Annotated in this window: 12 protein-coding genes; 10 read left to right on the top strand and 2 right to left on the bottom strand. The window is 55.2% G+C overall.

Annotated features, from left to right (window positions below):
- On the bottom strand, positions 1–736 hold a 736-nt coding region (locus tag PEH01S_RS32015; RefSeq protein WP_164828115.1), incomplete at its 3' end, for an N-acetylmuramoyl-L-alanine amidase family protein.
- A gap of 177 nt (positions 737–913) precedes the next feature.
- Between PEH01S_RS32015 and lonB the strand changes: the two genes are divergently transcribed.
- The 3 genes from lonB (at position 914) to yihA (ending at position 5944) form a co-directional block, all read left to right on the top strand.
- Positions 914–2620 (top strand): ATP-dependent protease LonB, encoded by a 1707-nt coding sequence (gene lonB / locus PEH01S_RS32010; protein WP_025849659.1) that lies wholly within the window; start codon positions 914–916, stop codon positions 2618–2620.
- Positions 2621–2740: 120 nt separating this feature from the next.
- On the top strand, positions 2741–5071 hold the full coding sequence (gene lon, locus PEH01S_RS32005; RefSeq protein WP_127490204.1) for an endopeptidase La: 2331 nt from the start codon (positions 2741–2743) through the stop codon (positions 5069–5071).
- Positions 5072–5299: 228 nt separating this feature from the next.
- Positions 5300–5944 (top strand): ribosome biogenesis GTP-binding protein YihA/YsxC, encoded by a 645-nt coding sequence (gene yihA, locus PEH01S_RS32000; protein ID WP_025849657.1) that lies wholly within the window; start codon positions 5300–5302, stop codon positions 5942–5944.
- Between the two features lie 103 nt (positions 5945–6047).
- Here yihA and PEH01S_RS31995 read toward each other — a convergent pair whose 3' ends face one another.
- Positions 6048–7517, bottom strand: a complete 1470-nt coding sequence (locus tag PEH01S_RS31995; RefSeq protein WP_127490203.1) for a hypothetical protein — start codon at positions 7515–7517, stop codon at positions 6048–6050.
- Positions 7518–7578: 61 nt separating this feature from the next.
- Between PEH01S_RS31995 and PEH01S_RS31990 the strand changes: the two genes are divergently transcribed.
- The 7 genes from PEH01S_RS31990 to PEH01S_RS31960 all read left to right on the top strand — a co-directional run.
- On the top strand, positions 7579–10659 hold the full coding sequence (locus PEH01S_RS31990) for an efflux RND transporter permease subunit (protein ID WP_281281553.1): 3081 nt from the start codon (positions 7579–7581) through the stop codon (positions 10657–10659).
- A 180-nt stretch (positions 10660–10839) separates the two neighbouring features.
- Complete coding sequence (locus PEH01S_RS31985) at positions 10840–11427, top strand: hypothetical protein (RefSeq protein WP_025849654.1); 588 nt, start codon at positions 10840–10842, stop codon at positions 11425–11427.
- 423 nt (positions 11428–11850) lie between these two features.
- Positions 11851–12252, top strand: a complete 402-nt coding sequence (gene speD, locus PEH01S_RS31980; RefSeq protein WP_025849653.1) for an adenosylmethionine decarboxylase — start codon at positions 11851–11853, stop codon at positions 12250–12252.
- 124 nt (positions 12253–12376) lie between these two features.
- Positions 12377–12907, top strand: a complete 531-nt coding sequence (locus tag PEH01S_RS31975; protein WP_025849652.1) for a hypothetical protein — start codon at positions 12377–12379, stop codon at positions 12905–12907.
- 671 nt (positions 12908–13578) lie between these two features.
- Positions 13579–14982 (top strand): glutamyl-tRNA reductase, encoded by a 1404-nt coding sequence (gene hemA, locus PEH01S_RS31970; protein WP_025849651.1) that lies wholly within the window; start codon positions 13579–13581, stop codon positions 14980–14982.
- Between the two features lie 15 nt (positions 14983–14997).
- The gene (gene ccsA, locus PEH01S_RS31965; RefSeq protein WP_025849650.1) at positions 14998–15822 is read left to right on the top strand and encodes a cytochrome c biogenesis protein CcsA; all 825 of its coding nucleotides are present in this window, start codon (positions 14998–15000) and stop codon (positions 15820–15822) included.
- 13 nt (positions 15823–15835) lie between these two features.
- Positions 15836–16041, top strand: a 206-nt coding sequence (locus PEH01S_RS31960) for a precorrin-2 dehydrogenase/sirohydrochlorin ferrochelatase family protein (RefSeq protein ID WP_164828114.1), incomplete at its 3' end; no start/stop codon positions are given.

The following is a 16041-nucleotide window of genomic DNA, read 5'->3' as shown; positions in this document are numbered from 1 at the left end:
TTTTTGGCTGCTGCATGTATTGTTCGACGCCTGCTGCGATCGCTTCCGCGATGAGCTGCTGGGACCGCTCCTCGGTAAGCATACGCCGGTCTTCGGCATTCGTAATGAAGCCCATTTCAACGATTACCGATGGTGCCTTGGCATGCTTCAGCAAATAAAACGTGCGGCCCGGTACAGGCTTGTCGTTCGTGCCGTATACCGCGTTCAGCGCTTCCTGCAGTGCCTTGGCGAGCTGCTCGCTTTGCGGTTTTCTTTGATGAATGACGATGGCGCCGCGCTTCGAAGCGCGACGGGCAGAGTTGACATGCAGACTGAGCATCATTTTGGGCTTGACCTCATTGCACAGATGGCTGCGCTGGGCCAAATCCTTGATGTGTCTCGAATGGCTTTTCAGCCATAAATTTTCTCCGCTTAACGCGTAATCGTCCATCCGGTTCATCAAGACATTGACCCCTTTTCGGCGCAAAGCGTCGTACGTTTTTTTGGCGATCGCCAAGTTGATATCTTTCTCCAGCAGGTCGCCGTGCGAGGTGCCGCCGTCGATACCGCCGTGCCCTACATCGATTAAGACGTCGACACTCGATAACGCCGGATTGGCAGACTTCAGCTCCGGCAAGAGCCAGGATTCGGGCACCGCTGCTCCCGCATGACCGGCCCGGAAAGTCAGGACGGTCAGCGCCAGCATTGCGGCAACGGCAAGGTGAATCGCCCGATTCCATGAATTGGGCCATGACATCCGCTGCCCCTCCTTTCGTATAAAATCGTCAGCAGCTTATGTTGTTTCACAGTTTTAGCATCCCCAAAAAGTTTCTTAAGGCGCAGCGATTAATGCTACCATGACAGGGCAATACTACCAATTATATTAATGCCGTAGCGGCCGTTCTGGCGGCCGTCAGCAACAGGAGGGATTCGATTGAATATCAGCGTGGTTTTGATGGTTATCCAGTTGTTTTTTGCCATCGTTATCGGTATGTATTTTTGGAACTTGCTGCGCAACCAGCAGACCAACCGTTCCGCCGTCGACAAGGAATCGAAGAAAGAGCTGGAGAAGCTGCGCAGGCTGCGATCCGTCTCTTTAAATAAACCGTTAGCCGAAAAAACAAGACCGACCTCCATGGAGGACATCGTCGGGCAAAAGGAAGGGCTGCGTGCCCTGAAAGCGGCGCTGTGCGGCGCCAATCCGCAGCATGTGATCATCTACGGTCCGCCCGGTGTGGGCAAGACGGCCGCCGCCCGCGTCGTATTGGAAGAAGCGAAGAAAAATCCGGAATCGCCTTTTCGTCCGGACGCCAAATTTACGGAGATCGATGCGACGACGGCGCGGTTCGATGAGCGGGGCATTGCCGACCCGTTAATCGGTTCGGTGCACGATCCGATCTATCAAGGGGCGGGAGCCATGGGAGTCGCCGGCATTCCGCAGCCGAAACCGGGAGCGGTGACGAAGGCGCACGGCGGGATTTTGTTCATCGACGAGATCGGTGAATTGCATCCGCATCAGATGAATAAATTATTAAAGGTGCTTGAAGACCGAAAAGTATTTTTGGAAAGCGCGTATTACAATTCCGAAGATACGAATGTGCCGAGTTATATTCATGATGTGTTCCAGAATGGCCTGCCTGCGGATTTCCGGCTCGTAGGGGCAACGACGCGCAACCCGCAGGAGCTGCCTCCGGCGATCCGTTCGCGCTGTATGGAAATTTATTTCCGACCGCTGCTGCCGGAGGAGATCGGCTCGATTGCCGCCAAGGCGCTGAAAAAAATCGGCTTTCCCGACTGTCCTTCCGCCATTGAGGTCGTGAAGAAATACGCGACCAACGGCCGCGAAGCGGTGAACATTATTCAGCTTGCGGCAGGGATGGCGCTGACCGATCAGCGCAGAGAACTGTCGGCCGCCGACATCGAATGGGTCGTCAACAGCTCGCAGATTCCGCCGAGACCGGAGAAAAAAATTCCCCAGCGTCCGGAAATCGGGCTGGTGAACGGATTGGCCGTATACGGACCGAATCTGGGAATGCTGCTTGACATCGAAGTGACCGCTATTCCGGCGGTGCAGCCGGGGACGGGCCAATTTACGATCACCGGTGTCGTGGACGAGGAAGAGATGGGCGGCGGGTCGCGGACGCTGCGTCGCAAAAGCATGGCGCGCGGCTCCGTCGAAAACGTGCTTACCGTTCTGCGGCGGCTTGGCTTGCAGCCCTACGATTACGACATGCATATCAATTTCCCGGGCGGCATTCCGATCGACGGACCGTCGGCCGGCGTATCGATGGCCGTAGCGATTGCCTCCGCCATCAAACGGATTCCGGTCGACAACCATCTGGCGATGACAGGCGAGATCAGCATTCACGGCAAGGTCAAGCCGGTAGGAGGCGTCATCGCCAAGGTGGAAGCCGCTGTTCAGGCAGGAGCGACCAAAGTCATCATTCCGAAAGAAAACTGGCAGGAAGTTTTTGCGGGGCTTAACGGATTGGAGGTCATTCCGGTCGACTCGGTGGAGGAACTGCTTCATCACGCCCTGGGTATAGAAAGCGCCCATCTGGCTGCCGAGTCTCTCGCCATGCCTCAGGAGACGGTCAGCGGTGCATCCGTTACGATTCTGCACGCCGATGCGCTCGAATAGAGCGGTTGGCGTCTCTTTGTTCGTAAGTGCGGAAGCCGGCAGACCCCGATTGGTGTTTTAAAACCAATTTTGATAAAATGTAAATCACAGCATGTAAGTATAGTCTGGAGGTGCTCGCGGATGGGAACGAGCAAACAAAAATTGCGCCGCTTGCCGCTGCTTCCGCTCCGGGGGCTGCTGGTGTATCCGAGCATGGTTCTGCATTTGGACGTGGGCCGGGAAAAGTCGGTACGGGCCCTGGAGAAGGCTATGGTCGAAGACAGCATGATCCTGCTGTGCTCGCAATCCGAGGTGAATATCGAGGAGCCGAAGACCGAGGATATTTACCGGATCGGCACGATATCGAAAGTGCGGCAAATGCTCAAGCTGCCGAACGGAACGATCCGCGTGCTTGTGGAAGGCGTCGTTCGCGCCGAAATTGCGGAGTTTCTGGTTAACGACGAATACTATGAGGTTCACGTCAGGGAACTTCCTGAGCAGGAGACGTCCGATCCCGAAATTGACGCTTTGATGCGCACGGTGCTGAACCAATTCGAACATTATATCAATCTTTCGAAAAAAGTGACCCCGGAAACGCTGGCTGCCGTATCCGATATTGACGAACCGGGGCGGCTCGCGGACGTCATTTGCAGTCATTTATCGTTAAAAATTAAAGATAAGCAGGAAATTTTGGAAACCGTCGATGTCCGTTTGCGGCTTGAGAAGCTGCTCGGCATTCTGAACAACGAGCGCGAAGTGCTCGAGCTCGAACGCAAGATCAGCCAGCGCGTCAAGAAGCAAATGGAAAAGACGCAGAAGGAATATTATTTGCGCGAGCAAATGAAGGCGATTCAGAAGGAGCTCGGGGATAAAGAGGGACGGGCCGGCGAGGTCGAGGAGCTGCGCAACCAGCTTGCGCAAAGCGACGTGCCCGAGAAGGTCAAGGAAAAGATCGAGAAGGAAATCGACCGGCTGGAAAAGATGCCCGCGACTTCCGCCGAAGGCTCGGTCATCCGCAACTACATCGACTGGCTGCTTGGCTTGCCCTGGGCCCAAGCGACCGAAGACGACCTCGATATCCGCAAAGCCGAGGAGATTCTGAATCAGGATCATTACGGCTTGGAGAAGCCGAAGGAGCGCGTCCTTGAATATTTGGCCGTGCAAAAGCTGGTGAAGAAGCTCAAAGGACCGATTCTTTGCCTCGTCGGGCCTCCCGGGGTCGGGAAGACGTCGATCGCCCGTTCGATTGCCAGGTCGCTCGGCCGGCAATTCGTGCGCATTTCCTTGGGCGGCGTGCGCGACGAAGCGGAAATCCGCGGACACCGCCGCACGTACGTAGGCGCCATGCCGGGACGGATCATTCAAGGGATGAAAAACGCGGGAACGAACAACCCGGTTTTCCTGCTGGACGAAATCGATAAAATGGCGATGGACTTCCGCGGCGACCCGGCCTCCGCTTTGCTTGAGGTGCTGGACCCGGAGCAGAACAGCACGTTCAGCGACCATTTCGTCGAAGTGCCGTTCGATCTGTCCAACGTGATGTTCGTAACGACGGCCAACGCCATACACAACATCCCGCGGCCGCTGCTTGACCGGATGGAAGTGCTGTACATTCCGGGATATACGGAAATCGAGAAGCTGCACATCGCGCGCAATTACCTGCTGCCGAAGCAGCAGGAAAACCACGGGCTGCAGGATGGCCAACTCGTCATAGACGAAGACGCACTTATGAGTACGGTGCGCGAATATACGCGCGAGGCGGGCGTCCGCAACCTGGAGCAGCAAATTTCGTCCATCTGCCGGAAGGCCGCCAAGGAAATCGTCGGCGGAGCGACGGCCGTGCATGTGAAGGCCGACAACCTGAAAGAGTATCTCGGCCAGCCGAAATTCCGCTACGGCATGGTGGAGGAGCGCGATCAGGTCGGCGCGGTGACCGGGCTTGCCTGGACGGAGGTCGGCGGGGTCACGCTCGTTATCGAAGTGACGGTGATGCCCGGCAGCGGCAAGCTGACGCTTACCGGCAAGCTCGGAGACGTCATGAAGGAATCGGCTCAAGCGGCTTTCAGCTACACCCGTTCGCGGGTTGAGCAATTCAGCATTCAGCCGGACTTCCATGAAAAATACGATGTCCACGTGCACATGCCGGAAGGCGCCATTCCGAAGGACGGCCCGTCCGCCGGCATTGCGATGGGCACGGCGCTCATCTCGGCCTTGACCAATATCCCGGTCTCGCGCCACGTCGCGATGACGGGGGAGATCACGCTTCGCGGCCGCGTGCTCCCGATCGGCGGTCTGAAGGAAAAGGCTATGGCCGCCCACCGCGCCGGCATCCGCACGGTGCTGCTGCCGAAGGACAATGCCAAAGACATCGAAGAAATTCCCGAGAGCGTGCGCTCCGAGCTGACGTTCATCCCGGTCTCGCATATGGATGAAGTGCTCGAACACGCTCTGGTCAAGCCTGTAGGCGTATAATAACAGGCGTTAGGTGGATGGGTTTTGCATTTTTATTTTACTCCAAAGCGAGGAAGGTGTTTCCACGGAAAGTTTACGGCCGCCTTTGAAATCAAGTTGTATCCGCAACGGATAATAAAGACAACTTGAATTTCAAGAGCGGTGGAGTGGAAATACCTTCCGGTTCAGCCGGAAGAAATAAACGCAATTCCATCCTCTCAACGCCCCATCAAGAAATGAGTGAAACGAATGAAGGTCAATCAAGCTGAATTCATCATCAGCGCGGTTGGTCCGAGCCAATACCCTGCCGATGCCTTGCCGGAGATTGCTCTGGCAGGGCGTTCCAATGTAGGGAAGTCTTCGCTGATCAACCGGATGATCAACCGCAAAAACTTGGCCCGTACCAGCTCCAAGCCCGGCAAAACACAGCAGTTGAACTATTACAAAATTAATTCCGATTTGTTCTTTGTCGACTTGCCGGGGTACGGATATGCGCAGGTGTCTAAAAGCGAACGTGAAAAATGGGGCAAATTCATCGAAAATTATTTGCTCCACCGGGAATTTTTGAAGCTCGTGCTGCTCGTTATCGATCTTCGTCACCCGCCGTCCAAAGACGACCAGGCCATGTATTCGTGGCTGAAGCATCACGGCACGCCGCTTTGTATCGTGACGACGAAAGCGGATAAAATTCCGCGCGGCAAGTGGCAGCAGCATCTCAAGATCGTCAAGGAAACGCTTGGAACGGACAAGTCGGACCCGGTCGTCCTATTTTCGTCCGAATTGGGACTGGGGAAGGACGAGCTGTGGCAGATCATCGAGCAGAAGATCGGCTATGCCGCCGACCCCGCAGCGGAGGAACTGCCTCAGACGCAGCCGGAATCCGGCAATCCATAACAGTAATACGCTGCCCTCCAAGGGCGGAAACCGATAAAAGGCTATCTCCCGATCTCATCCGGTCTTGTACCGGAACCGGGAAATAGCCTTTTTAAGGTTGTTATTACGGCATAAGCTCATAATCCCACCACATCCGGCTCTGACCGGACGTCAGATCGGAAATGCGGTTCACCTGGCGGTCGACGACGTAAATGTGCCCCTTGCTGTCCACGTAGCCTCTGCCTGCCCCTTTGTACAAAAACAGCCGCGTTTCGCTTCCCTTAAGGTCCAGATGATAGTATGTCTCCCGTTCCTCCGCATCAAGCGGAATGAAGCTGTCATGGTAAGCTTTAAAACGGTCGCTGTAGGCCTTGACCGTCAAGCCGTCGGCGGTGGAAGCCAGCAGATCGATGTCTTTTTCCCCAAGTCTCGTGTTCATGCCGCGGAGCTGTCCCGATGAGTCCAGCAGTGCGAGCTGACCGTATACGTTCGGCGTCCGGCTTGTCATCCGGTCAGCCGCTTCGCTGGCGATCCAGAACGAACCGTCCGGGTTGCGGACGACGCGGGTAGGCACCTGTGTCAAATCCGGCACGGACGAAGCTTTTCCGTCCTGAATGATGAAAGCCTCATGCGTATAGGGCGTGTAGGGAGCGGGGATGTGCAGAAAGCTTGAGATCGAAATGACGGCAAGCACCGTCCGGTCGTCGAGCTTCATGATTTTGGATTGCACGTCCAGTCCCTTATTTGCATACTCCGTTTGCGATTCGTAGAAGGCCGCCGCTTTTTCCAGTATCGGCTTGAGCGACAGCAATTCGATGTTGTTGTAATAGACCGAATCCCCCAGGCGCACGGCGGTTAGCTTCAGGTCCCCGGTAAAAGACACGCCGGGCTTCCGCTGTTCCGCTAATGGACTCACACCAGTCTTCGCTTTGCCGTCGATCGGGGACGGATCGCCTTTCAGGTCTTTGTTCACCCTCAATATCCGGTCCGACGCGGCTTCTACATAGAGTGCCTCCGAATCTTCCCCGATAATGCGGTGCAGCACCTTTTGCTGCTCCGTTGTAAGCTGAAATCCTTCTTGCGCACTCCAATCGGTCCGCCAGCCGAACTCCTTATGGGTAAAACGCCAGGTCATCGGAAAATAGGAAACGTTGTCCACCAAAAGAAGCGGGTACGGTTCGCTGGCGTTGTTAACGGATTTCCCGTTCACTTCGATGGGGAACTCAGGCAGTACAGCTTCAAAACGCCGGCTAACGGATGCCTTGTCCTTTGGCTCGGCAGGGGGCCGTTGACCGGAAGGGTGCTCGCGGCGGCCAATCTTTAGCCCGCGGGCAGCGTCCCAAGCCACGTCCAACCCGAGGGTCTCCGCGAAATGCTTCACCGGAAGATAAACCATATGGTTATGCGTCAATACGGGATAAGGGCTTCGCTCGTTGTCGGTCTTTAGGCCGTTCACTTGAACCGGGAACGAAGGAATTTGAAGCGGGAAAGGCGGTTCTTCGGCATGTGCGGGGACGCCGGAAGCAAATCCGAGCAAGATCCCGGCGAGCAGCCCGCCGACCGTATGGCGTAAGCGAATGCGATGATTTTTCATCCAGCGGATTCCTCCTTCGTATAATCTGCCGCCTTTTACTCCAAACTTGGAGCAAGAGACTTTGTTTTCCATCCTAATCGAGGAGCGTCTGAGCGAATTGAACCTGTTAACCCGTTTCAGCTTAAAAAATGCGGCCGCCATCCTGATCAGCTCCATCCTGCTTATGATCGGCGGGATATACGCGTTCACGTCCCTGAAGGTGGACTTGCTGCCCGATGTGGAGCTGCCCACGCTAACTGTGCAGGCCGTGTATCCCGGGGCATCTCCGGCCGATGTGGAGGAACGGGTGACGCGCGAGCTGGAACGAAGCTTGAAAGCGCTCAGCGGCCTCGAATCGTTAACGAGCCAATCGATGGAAAGCTTCGCCGTGGTTCAGTTGAAGTACCCGATCGGGACGGATATGGAACTGGCCTCCCGTCAGGCAGAGGACGCGTTTAAGGGGCTGAAGCTTCCCGAAGGCGTGACGCCCAAAGTGACGCGAATGAATTTCAGCGCGCTGCCCATCCTAAACCTGGCCGTGTTCTCAAAGCAGAGCGATTCCATTGAAGAGCTTATTGTGGAGGACATTCAGCCGGAATTGGAAAAAATTCCTGGCGTCAGCAGCGTAGCGGCAGGCGGCCTAAAGGAAAGCTATATCCGCATTGCCGTCGATCCCGCCAAGGCCAAAGCGTATAATCTAACCTTAACCCAAATTCAGCAAAAAGTGCAGGGGCTATTTTTGTCCTTTCCGGCCGGCTCCGTTGTGGAGAACGAGCTGGTCGTTCCGGTCCGGGTCGAGCAGCGCGCCGCGGGCATTCAGGAATTGAAGCGGCTTGCGATTGATGTCCAGACGGGCTTTCCCCCTGTCCCCGCAGAGATCGCTCTGGAAGATATTGCTGCTGTGCAGCCGATGGAGGAAGCGTCCGAGCTGGTTCGTTACAACGACAAAAGCGCCCTGGCCCTATCCATTTCCAAAAAACAGGATGCCAATACGGTCCAGATTGCCGATCAGGCGTTCGCCGTGCTCCATAAGCACCGGGACCGGATCGATTACGCGCTCGCTTTCGATCAGTCGGAAGGGATCAAAAAGTCGGTCGAAAGCCTGCAGAGGGAAGGACTGTACGGAGCGCTGTTCGCCTCTTTGGCGGTGCTTCTGTTTCTGAGAAATGTAAGGGCGACGCTCATCGCCGTATTGTCCATCCCCTTGTCTTTATTGATCGCCTCGATCGTTTTGAATCGCATGAACATCACCCTGAACATCATGACGCTGGGCGGGATGGCCGTTGCGGTAGGGCGGGTTGTCGACGACAGCATCGTGGTGATCGAAAATATTTACAGGCGCATGAGCCAAAGAAAGCCCGGCGAAGACCGGACGCAAATTACGCTTAATGCGACCAAAGAGATTATGGGCGCGATTACATCGTCCACCTTGACGACCGTCGTCGTGTTTTTGCCGCTCGGCTTCGTGGGGGGAATTACCGGGGCGGTTTTTAAGCCGTTTGCGCTAACCGTCGTCTTTGCGCTCGTCGCTTCGTTGTTTGTCGCCGTTACGCTTGTCCCCATTTTGGCCAAAGCTGCCTTCGGCCGCATCCGCGGGACGGAGGAGCGGGAAAGCGCGCTGCAGCGGGGGTATGCGGTCCTGCTTGCCTCGGCGCTGCGGCACAAATGGTCCGTCATCGGTGTTTCACTGGCGGTGCTTGCCGGGTCGCTTTTGCTGGTGCCGAAGCTCGGATTTATTTTTTTGCCGAACGAAAAGCAGCGGATTGTTGCAGCCGCCGTGCAGCTGCCCCCGGCTTCCCAGCTTCAGAGAACAAACGAAATTTCCCAAAATATCGAAAAGATGCTCCGCGAACAGCCGGACGTCTTCGAATATGTATTTACAACGATCGGCGGGTTTGATTACCGTTCCGGTCTCAAGCAGGCGAATCAGGCGCAATACATGATGAGCGTTAGCCGTTCGGCTGATATGGAAGCCGTCGTGAAGACGCTCGCGGCCAAGATGGATGCCATCGTTAAAAAGAGCTCGCCGGAGGGAACCGTAACGGTGCAGGAAATGGGCCCCGGCGCGCCCATGACCGGAACAAGCGTCGAAGTCCGGCTGTTCGGCAGCCAACCGGATCGGTTGGGGGAAGCCGCCAAGCGGATGGAGGACCGGCTGAAGCAGATGCCTTATTTGCGCTCGGTCAAAAACAACTTCCGCGAAAAGCAGCGGCAGTGGACCGTCCGCATCGATCCCGGGAAAGCCGCCGCGGCAGGAATCGACCCCCAACTGGTGCTCGGGCTCGTCGCGGACCGGACCAAGCCGGTCGAGATCGGCACATACAAGCTGGATGGCAAGCCGCAAAAGGTGCAGGCAGCCTATACGGCGGGCCCTGCCAATGCCGCCGAGCTGGAGCAGCTGCCGCTGTTCGGTAAAAAAGGGCCGGTGCTGCTTCGCGATGTAGCGGCCGTCGAAGCGTCCGATACCGTATCCGCGATTCAGAAGCTGGACGGCAAGCCTTATGCTGCGGTCAGCGCGGAAATTACCGGAAACAACATCAGTCAAGCGACGCAAGAGGTTTGGGACGCGGCTTCGGCCGTTCCGCTGCCGGAAGGCGTTACGCTCGGCTTCGGCGGCGGCAGCGACGAGACGGAGAAGACGTTCAAGGATCTGGGCGTCGCGATTGCTGCGGCCATCGGGCTGGTTTATTTGGTTATGCTCGTCACCTTCGGTCAAGCGCGCGTTCCGTTCATCATCTTGTCTTCACTGCTGTTCGTGCCGGTCGGCGCAGCCTTCGGCCTGTACTTGACCGGAGAGCCGCTGTCCGTCAGCGCCATGATCGGGCTGTTGATGCTGGTCGGCATCGTCGTGACGAACGCGATTGTGCTGATCGACCGGGTGCGTCAAAACCGCGACAGCGGGTTAACTATACGAGAGGCGCTGATCGAAGCGGGTAAAACGCGGCTGCGTCCCATTCTGATGACCGCATTCGCTACCGTTTGCGCATTATTTCCTTTGGCGCTGACCGAATCGGAGGGCAGTTTGATATCCAAAGGGCTTGCCGTCGTCGTGATCGGGGGCTTGGTTACGTCGACGCTGCTGACGCTGGTTATCGTGCCGGTGATGTACGAATTGTTTTTTCATCGTCAGCGCCGCAGGGAAGTGCGGAACAAAAGGAGGTAAAACGAGTTTTTAAGCTTTTATGCCGTCCTCCTGCGAGGAAAACGCGGAATTTTCTGATTTCCGGCGAAAATCAATGGCTGCCTGGCAGGAATATTAAATAATTATGTAGTATAATGTATATAGACAATAGAATCAGGCTCACAGACACATGGTTTGAAAAAAATGAATCGAGGGATTTTTATGGCAATTAGGTTAGCGACCGAATACGTCAAAACCTGCCTGCAGCTTACGGAAGCCGAGATGGCCACGTTCATTCGGATGTTTGTCGATCACGGAGCCTCTCTGCAAGTCAAAGTACTCGAAAACGGAAATCAAGAGGTGGTATTGCCGGACGACGCCGGCGAAGAAATCGTGCTGTCGTTCGAACGTGAAATGAACTTGTATGTATGCCGGGGAACATGCCGCATCCGCAACAAAAATTTAGTCAATTTGATGCGCAAGGCCGTAGCCGAATTTAAAGGCGACGCTGTCGTGCATCGCATTTATGCAGCATACACGATGGTCTATACGTACAAGCAAGGCGCGGTTGTCCGAATCACCGAAAAAAAGGGCGCCGCGGAAAAAGTGATTTACGAATATCGGGACACCGTCGGACAATTGGAACAGCTGTTCCATAAGAATGAAGTGGAGCAGGAAATCCAAATGCTCAAAGCCCAAGTGAATCATCTGCTCGACATGAGAAACGAGATGCAAGAAGCAGCCATCCGGGAGCATATCGACGGGCGCTTGCAGAAGCTTACCCATCGCTTGTTCGTACTCGAAGCTTAACATATATCCTTTAGACTTCTCGACCATAGCGGAAAAAACTCTTCCCGATTGCCCATAAAAAGGGCAGGGAAGAGTTTTTTTGTATTTTTATGCATCGGAGAGTATTTTTACCTTGGGCAGGATGAAAAACGCGGTAAAGTTGGGCTTGTTCGGCGCTCCAAAGCTTACACGCCGGGCGGGCTTCGGGCATAATTTATTGTTGTGTGACGCCGCCGGGCAGGTAAATATGGCCTGTGCAAAAAAAAGGGTTGCATTTCTGTTCAATAGATGTTATTTTTATCTTCGTTGAAAACAAAATAGGAACCAGGATTCACTCAGGACATGTAATGTTGCGAGAGATTATTCCCTCGGGAAGTGAATGACGTAGGTCCTAGCGGATGAAATTTTCAAAACATTTTATTCCTAGGAAGGGGGAACCGGAAGATGGAATATTCAACTTTCGGAAGACACGTAGCTGTAGACACTTGGGGAGTAGATTTTGATCTTCTCAACAATGCTGAATGGTTACAAGCGCAAATGGTAGAAGCTGCTGAGGTATGCGGAGCAACCGTTTTGTCGGTACAATCCAAACAATTTGAACCCCAAGGGGCAACCGTTCTGGTCATGTTGTCGGAAAGTCATCTCTCCATTCATACGTATCCTGAGAGAGGATTTGCTGCCCTTGACTGCTATACTTGCGGTGAGACGGTAGACCCTCAACTCGCGATCGAGCACATGCTGTCCGTGCTGAAGCCGGAAGTGTCTCATGCGAAGAAACTGGTTCGCGGTATGGGTGAGCTGCAAGTGGAAACACCGGTATTGAAGCAAGCTGAATTGGTAAAATAATTACAACGCATATACGATAACCACGGACGATTCCGTGGTTATTTCTTTTGCCCCGGGCCCATACACTCTCAAAGAGAGCTTGGTTCCTGCGGCGCCCGCCGCAGGCAGAGGAGGGGGACCCGGGTTGAAAAGATTCAGAAAGAAGCTGTTTATGTACCTGATCGTAGCCGTGCTGATCGTCTGGCCCGTTCTGCAAATCGCGGAACTGATTGGGCATAAGGCACCGCCCGAAAAAGCGGAAAAGCTGCTGTATCAAGTATCCCTCTTTCAAATGGAGCTGCTCGGCAGCTACTTGCAGGAAACGGGTAAGCTCAAAGATACCGATTCGCTCAGCGCGCTCCGCCAAGCCGTTTACTCGGCTTCGTTCGCGCACGATCATCTGGCGCTCGCCTACGGCGAAACCAGCTTGGCGAAGCTCGATTCGCTTGCCCAGCTCATGCAATATTTGCTGCGCCTCCAGGTCGGCGGCTCCCGCCCTTTGCGCGCGGAGGAGGCCCAGACCCTCGGAGACGTTTCGAAGCTATACGCCGACCTGTACGAGGCTTACGGCAAGCTGATGTCGAGCGGCGCCGACATTGTCGATTCGCAGAACGACCGTTTGATGAAATCCGACAAAGCGATCGCCGACCTCCTGCGCAAAAAGCTGCTGCAATAATCGCCTGGTCGTATAGGCCCGACCGTTTCGGAGGAAACTAAAACTGGCAGCCTTAGGCATGGTAGGCAAGGTAGGGGAACGAAGTTGCTGACAGGGGAGGCTGGCGCTGTTGGTTGATACATGGGCTAGTTAGCGTGATTTCAATCACAGCCTGCTTCGGTCAGGCGTGATAGGATGTTGGGGAAAGTTAGGGAATGATCGGTGGAAGGGGACGGGCATGGCTCGCTCCCGTCGAAGTGGGAGTCGAACCCTTATCGCAGTGAAGCATGTTCAGGAGACGGCCGCTTCCCAAGGGAAGCCGGCCTCTCCTGAACAGACGCGATCCCGGCACTACAACTGCTCTCAAGCGCATCTCTGTGCCTCTCACGTTCTTTACCCGTTCCCGCACCCGTTAAGCGTATCCTTGCGTTAACCGGCCCTCCTCTCCATAAGAGGGAGGGGGCGGTTAGCACAAGGAGGAAAAGCGCTCACTCCACCAACTGCGCATCGAAGCTCGGGGGTCCAGAGGGCAAGCCCCCTGGGGTCCCCCTTACGAAGGGGGATTTAGGGGGATGGAGCCCCCCCCTCTCCCTGTAATAAAACTTTCAAAATTATTGTCGCAAAAACTCGGACTTGTTCCGCATGGTGTGATATAATAAATTGACTTTACGAGGAGGAGGCAGGTGAACCAGATGCATATCGTCGTGGCGGGTTTAAATTATCGCACTGCACCGGTGTCCATCAGAGAAAAATTTGCATTCGCCGAAGGGGATTTGCCGCTGGCGCTGAAGGAGCTCAAGGAAACGAAGAGCGTCATGGAGTGCGTCATCGTGGGCACCTGCAACCGGACGGAATTGTATGTGGCGGTCGACCGCCAGCCCTGTGCCCATTATTTGCGGGGGTTTATCGAGAAATGGTTCGGCGTGCCTCGCGACGAATTTCAGCAGCATTTGTACGTTTACGAGAACGATAAGGCGATCGAGCATTTGTTCCGCGTCACGAGCGGTCTCGATTCCATGGTGATCGGCGAGACGCAAATTTTGGGACAGGTTCGGGACGCGTTCCTGTTGGCTCAGCGCGAGAAGACGACCGGCGTCTTGTTCAACACGCTGTTCAAGCAAGCCGTAACGATGGCCAAACGGGCTCATTTCGAGACGGGCATCGGGGAAAATCCGGTGTCTGTCAGCTATGCGGCTGTCGAGCTGGGCAAGCGTATTTTCGGCAGCTACGCGCATAAGAAAGTGCTGATTATCGGAGCGGGCAAAATGAGCGAGCTGACCGTTAAGCACCTGTACGCGAACGGAGCCGACAAGGTGATCGTCGTGAACCGGACGCTCAGCCGGGCGCAAGAGCTGGCGGACAAGTTCCGGGGCGTGGCGAGCACGATGGACCGGCTGCTGGCGCACCTGGAAGAAGCCGACATCGTGATCAGCTCTACCGGAGCCGCCGGCTACGTGCTGACGGCCGAGCAGGTGTCCTGTATTTTGCAGCGGCGCCGCTCGCGACCGCTGTTCATGATCGATATCGCGGTTCCGAGAGACCTCGATCCGCGGCTGGGCGAGATGCCGAACGTCTTTTTATACGATATCGACAATCTTCAATCGCTCGTGAACTCCCATTTGGAAGAGAGGCGCAAAGCCGCGGTGCAGATTGAAAAAATGATCCGTGAGGAAATGGCAGCCTTTGAGCAGTGGACGAAAACGCTGGGCGTCAGCCCGGTCATTCAAGCGCTGCAGACCAAAGCGGCCACGATTCACGAGGAAACGATGGACAGCTTGATGAAGAAGCTGCCGGATTTGGACGAACACGAATTGAAGGTCATTCGCAAATTAACGAAAAGCATCGTCAATCAGATGCTGCGCGACCCCATTGTCCGCATTAAAGAAATGGCTGCCGAGCGTCACGGGGATGACGCGCTGGACATGTTCACGAAAATTTTTGCTTTGGAAGAGCCTTTGGCTGAGCAAAAACGGGTGGAGCAGGCGGTACGGAAGCAGGAGGCGGAGGCGGCGCAGGATCGGATCAAGGAAGAACTGCTGTCCAAAGTGCGGGCCGCGGCGCCTGCCGAAGCGCTTGACGTTCTGGCCAAAGCTTGACCGGAAAGGAACAGCATGGTCACTCAAACCTGGTTGTACGATGTCATTCTATATATTTATGCCCTGAGCCTCCTGTTTTACTTCTCGGACTTTGTCGGTCCGAACCGAAGTGCAAAGCGGATGGGGACAGGGTTGCTTTCTTTTGTATGGGTGCTGCAGACCGCCTATTTGATCTACAGCTTGGTCACGCACGGCAAGCTGTCGGCGTTTTCCATGTTCGAAACGCTTTTTATATTATCCTGGCTGCTTGTGACTGTCTCGCTGATCGTGAACCGCTTTTTCCGGATCGAGCTGTTTGTTTTTTTGGTCAACGTGTTCGGATTCGCGACATTTGCGCTTAACGTCTTCAGCCGGCCGGGACTGGCGCCGACCTTGGCGCATTGGAACATTAACGACGAGCTGCTGTTCATTCATATCACGCTGGCGATTTCCGGCTATGCGGCATTTGTTGTATCCGCCATTTTTTCCGGTATGTACTTGTTTCTGCACCGCAAGCTGAAGGAAAAGCAGTGGTCGCAGCAAATGCTGCGGCTGCCGAGTCTGGAGAATACGGACCGTTACGCGTTTGTTTCCGTCGTCATCGGAGCTCCGCTTCTGCTGCTTACGCTGTCGCTTGGGATCGTCTGGATTGCGCTTGAGGGCGATTTTATGCTGTTTTTCGATCCGAAGGTGCTGAATTCGTGGTTTGTGCTGCTGGCCTATATTTTTTATTTGTTTCAGCGGTTGGTGATGAAAGCCGCAGGCAACCGGCTGGCGTTGTGGAATTTGGCCGCGTTCGTCATTACGCTGCTCAACTTTTTGTTGGCTAACCAATATTCGAACTTCCACCAATGGTATTGAGGGGGCGTAGGAAATGACGAAAGGCGAAGGAAGGCTCCCGGGGCCGTCCCCCGGCGTCAAATCCTACTATCCCGCTATGCTCGATCTTGAAGGGCGGCCTTGCGCCATTATCGGCGGGGGCCGGGTGGCGGAGCGCAAGGCACGCGCGCTCCTGGAGGCGGGGGCTCGCGTCACCGTCGTGAGCCCGGTGTTTACGCCGCAGCTGGAAGCGTGGGCGGC

The sequence above is a fragment of the Paenibacillus ehimensis NBRC 15659 genome (genome assembly GCF_004000785.1).
Taxonomy (GTDB): domain Bacteria; phylum Bacillota; class Bacilli; order Paenibacillales; family NBRC-103111; genus Paenibacillus_G; species Paenibacillus_G ehimensis.
This window is presented reverse-complemented; position numbering and strand designations above follow the sequence as displayed.

Excerpts from the sequence above, each read along its gene's own strand:
- lon (WP_127490204.1), top strand. The coding sequence starts at position 2,741 with ATGGGAACGAGCAAACAAAAATTGCGCCGCTTGCCGCTGCTTCCGCTC.
- yihA (WP_025849657.1), top strand. The coding sequence starts at position 5,300 with ATGAAGGTCAATCAAGCTGAATTCATCATCAGCGCGGTTGGTCCGAGC.
- PEH01S_RS31995 (WP_127490203.1), bottom strand. The coding sequence starts at position 7,517 with ATGAAAAATCATCGCATTCGCTTACGCCATACGGTCGGCGGGCTGCTC.
- PEH01S_RS31985 (WP_025849654.1), top strand. The coding sequence starts at position 10,840 with ATGGCAATTAGGTTAGCGACCGAATACGTCAAAACCTGCCTGCAGCTT.
- speD (WP_025849653.1), top strand. The coding sequence starts at position 11,851 with ATGGAATATTCAACTTTCGGAAGACACGTAGCTGTAGACACTTGGGGA.
- hemA (WP_025849651.1), top strand. The coding sequence starts at position 13,579 with ATGCATATCGTCGTGGCGGGTTTAAATTATCGCACTGCACCGGTGTCC.
- ccsA (WP_025849650.1), top strand. The coding sequence starts at position 14,998 with ATGGTCACTCAAACCTGGTTGTACGATGTCATTCTATATATTTATGCC.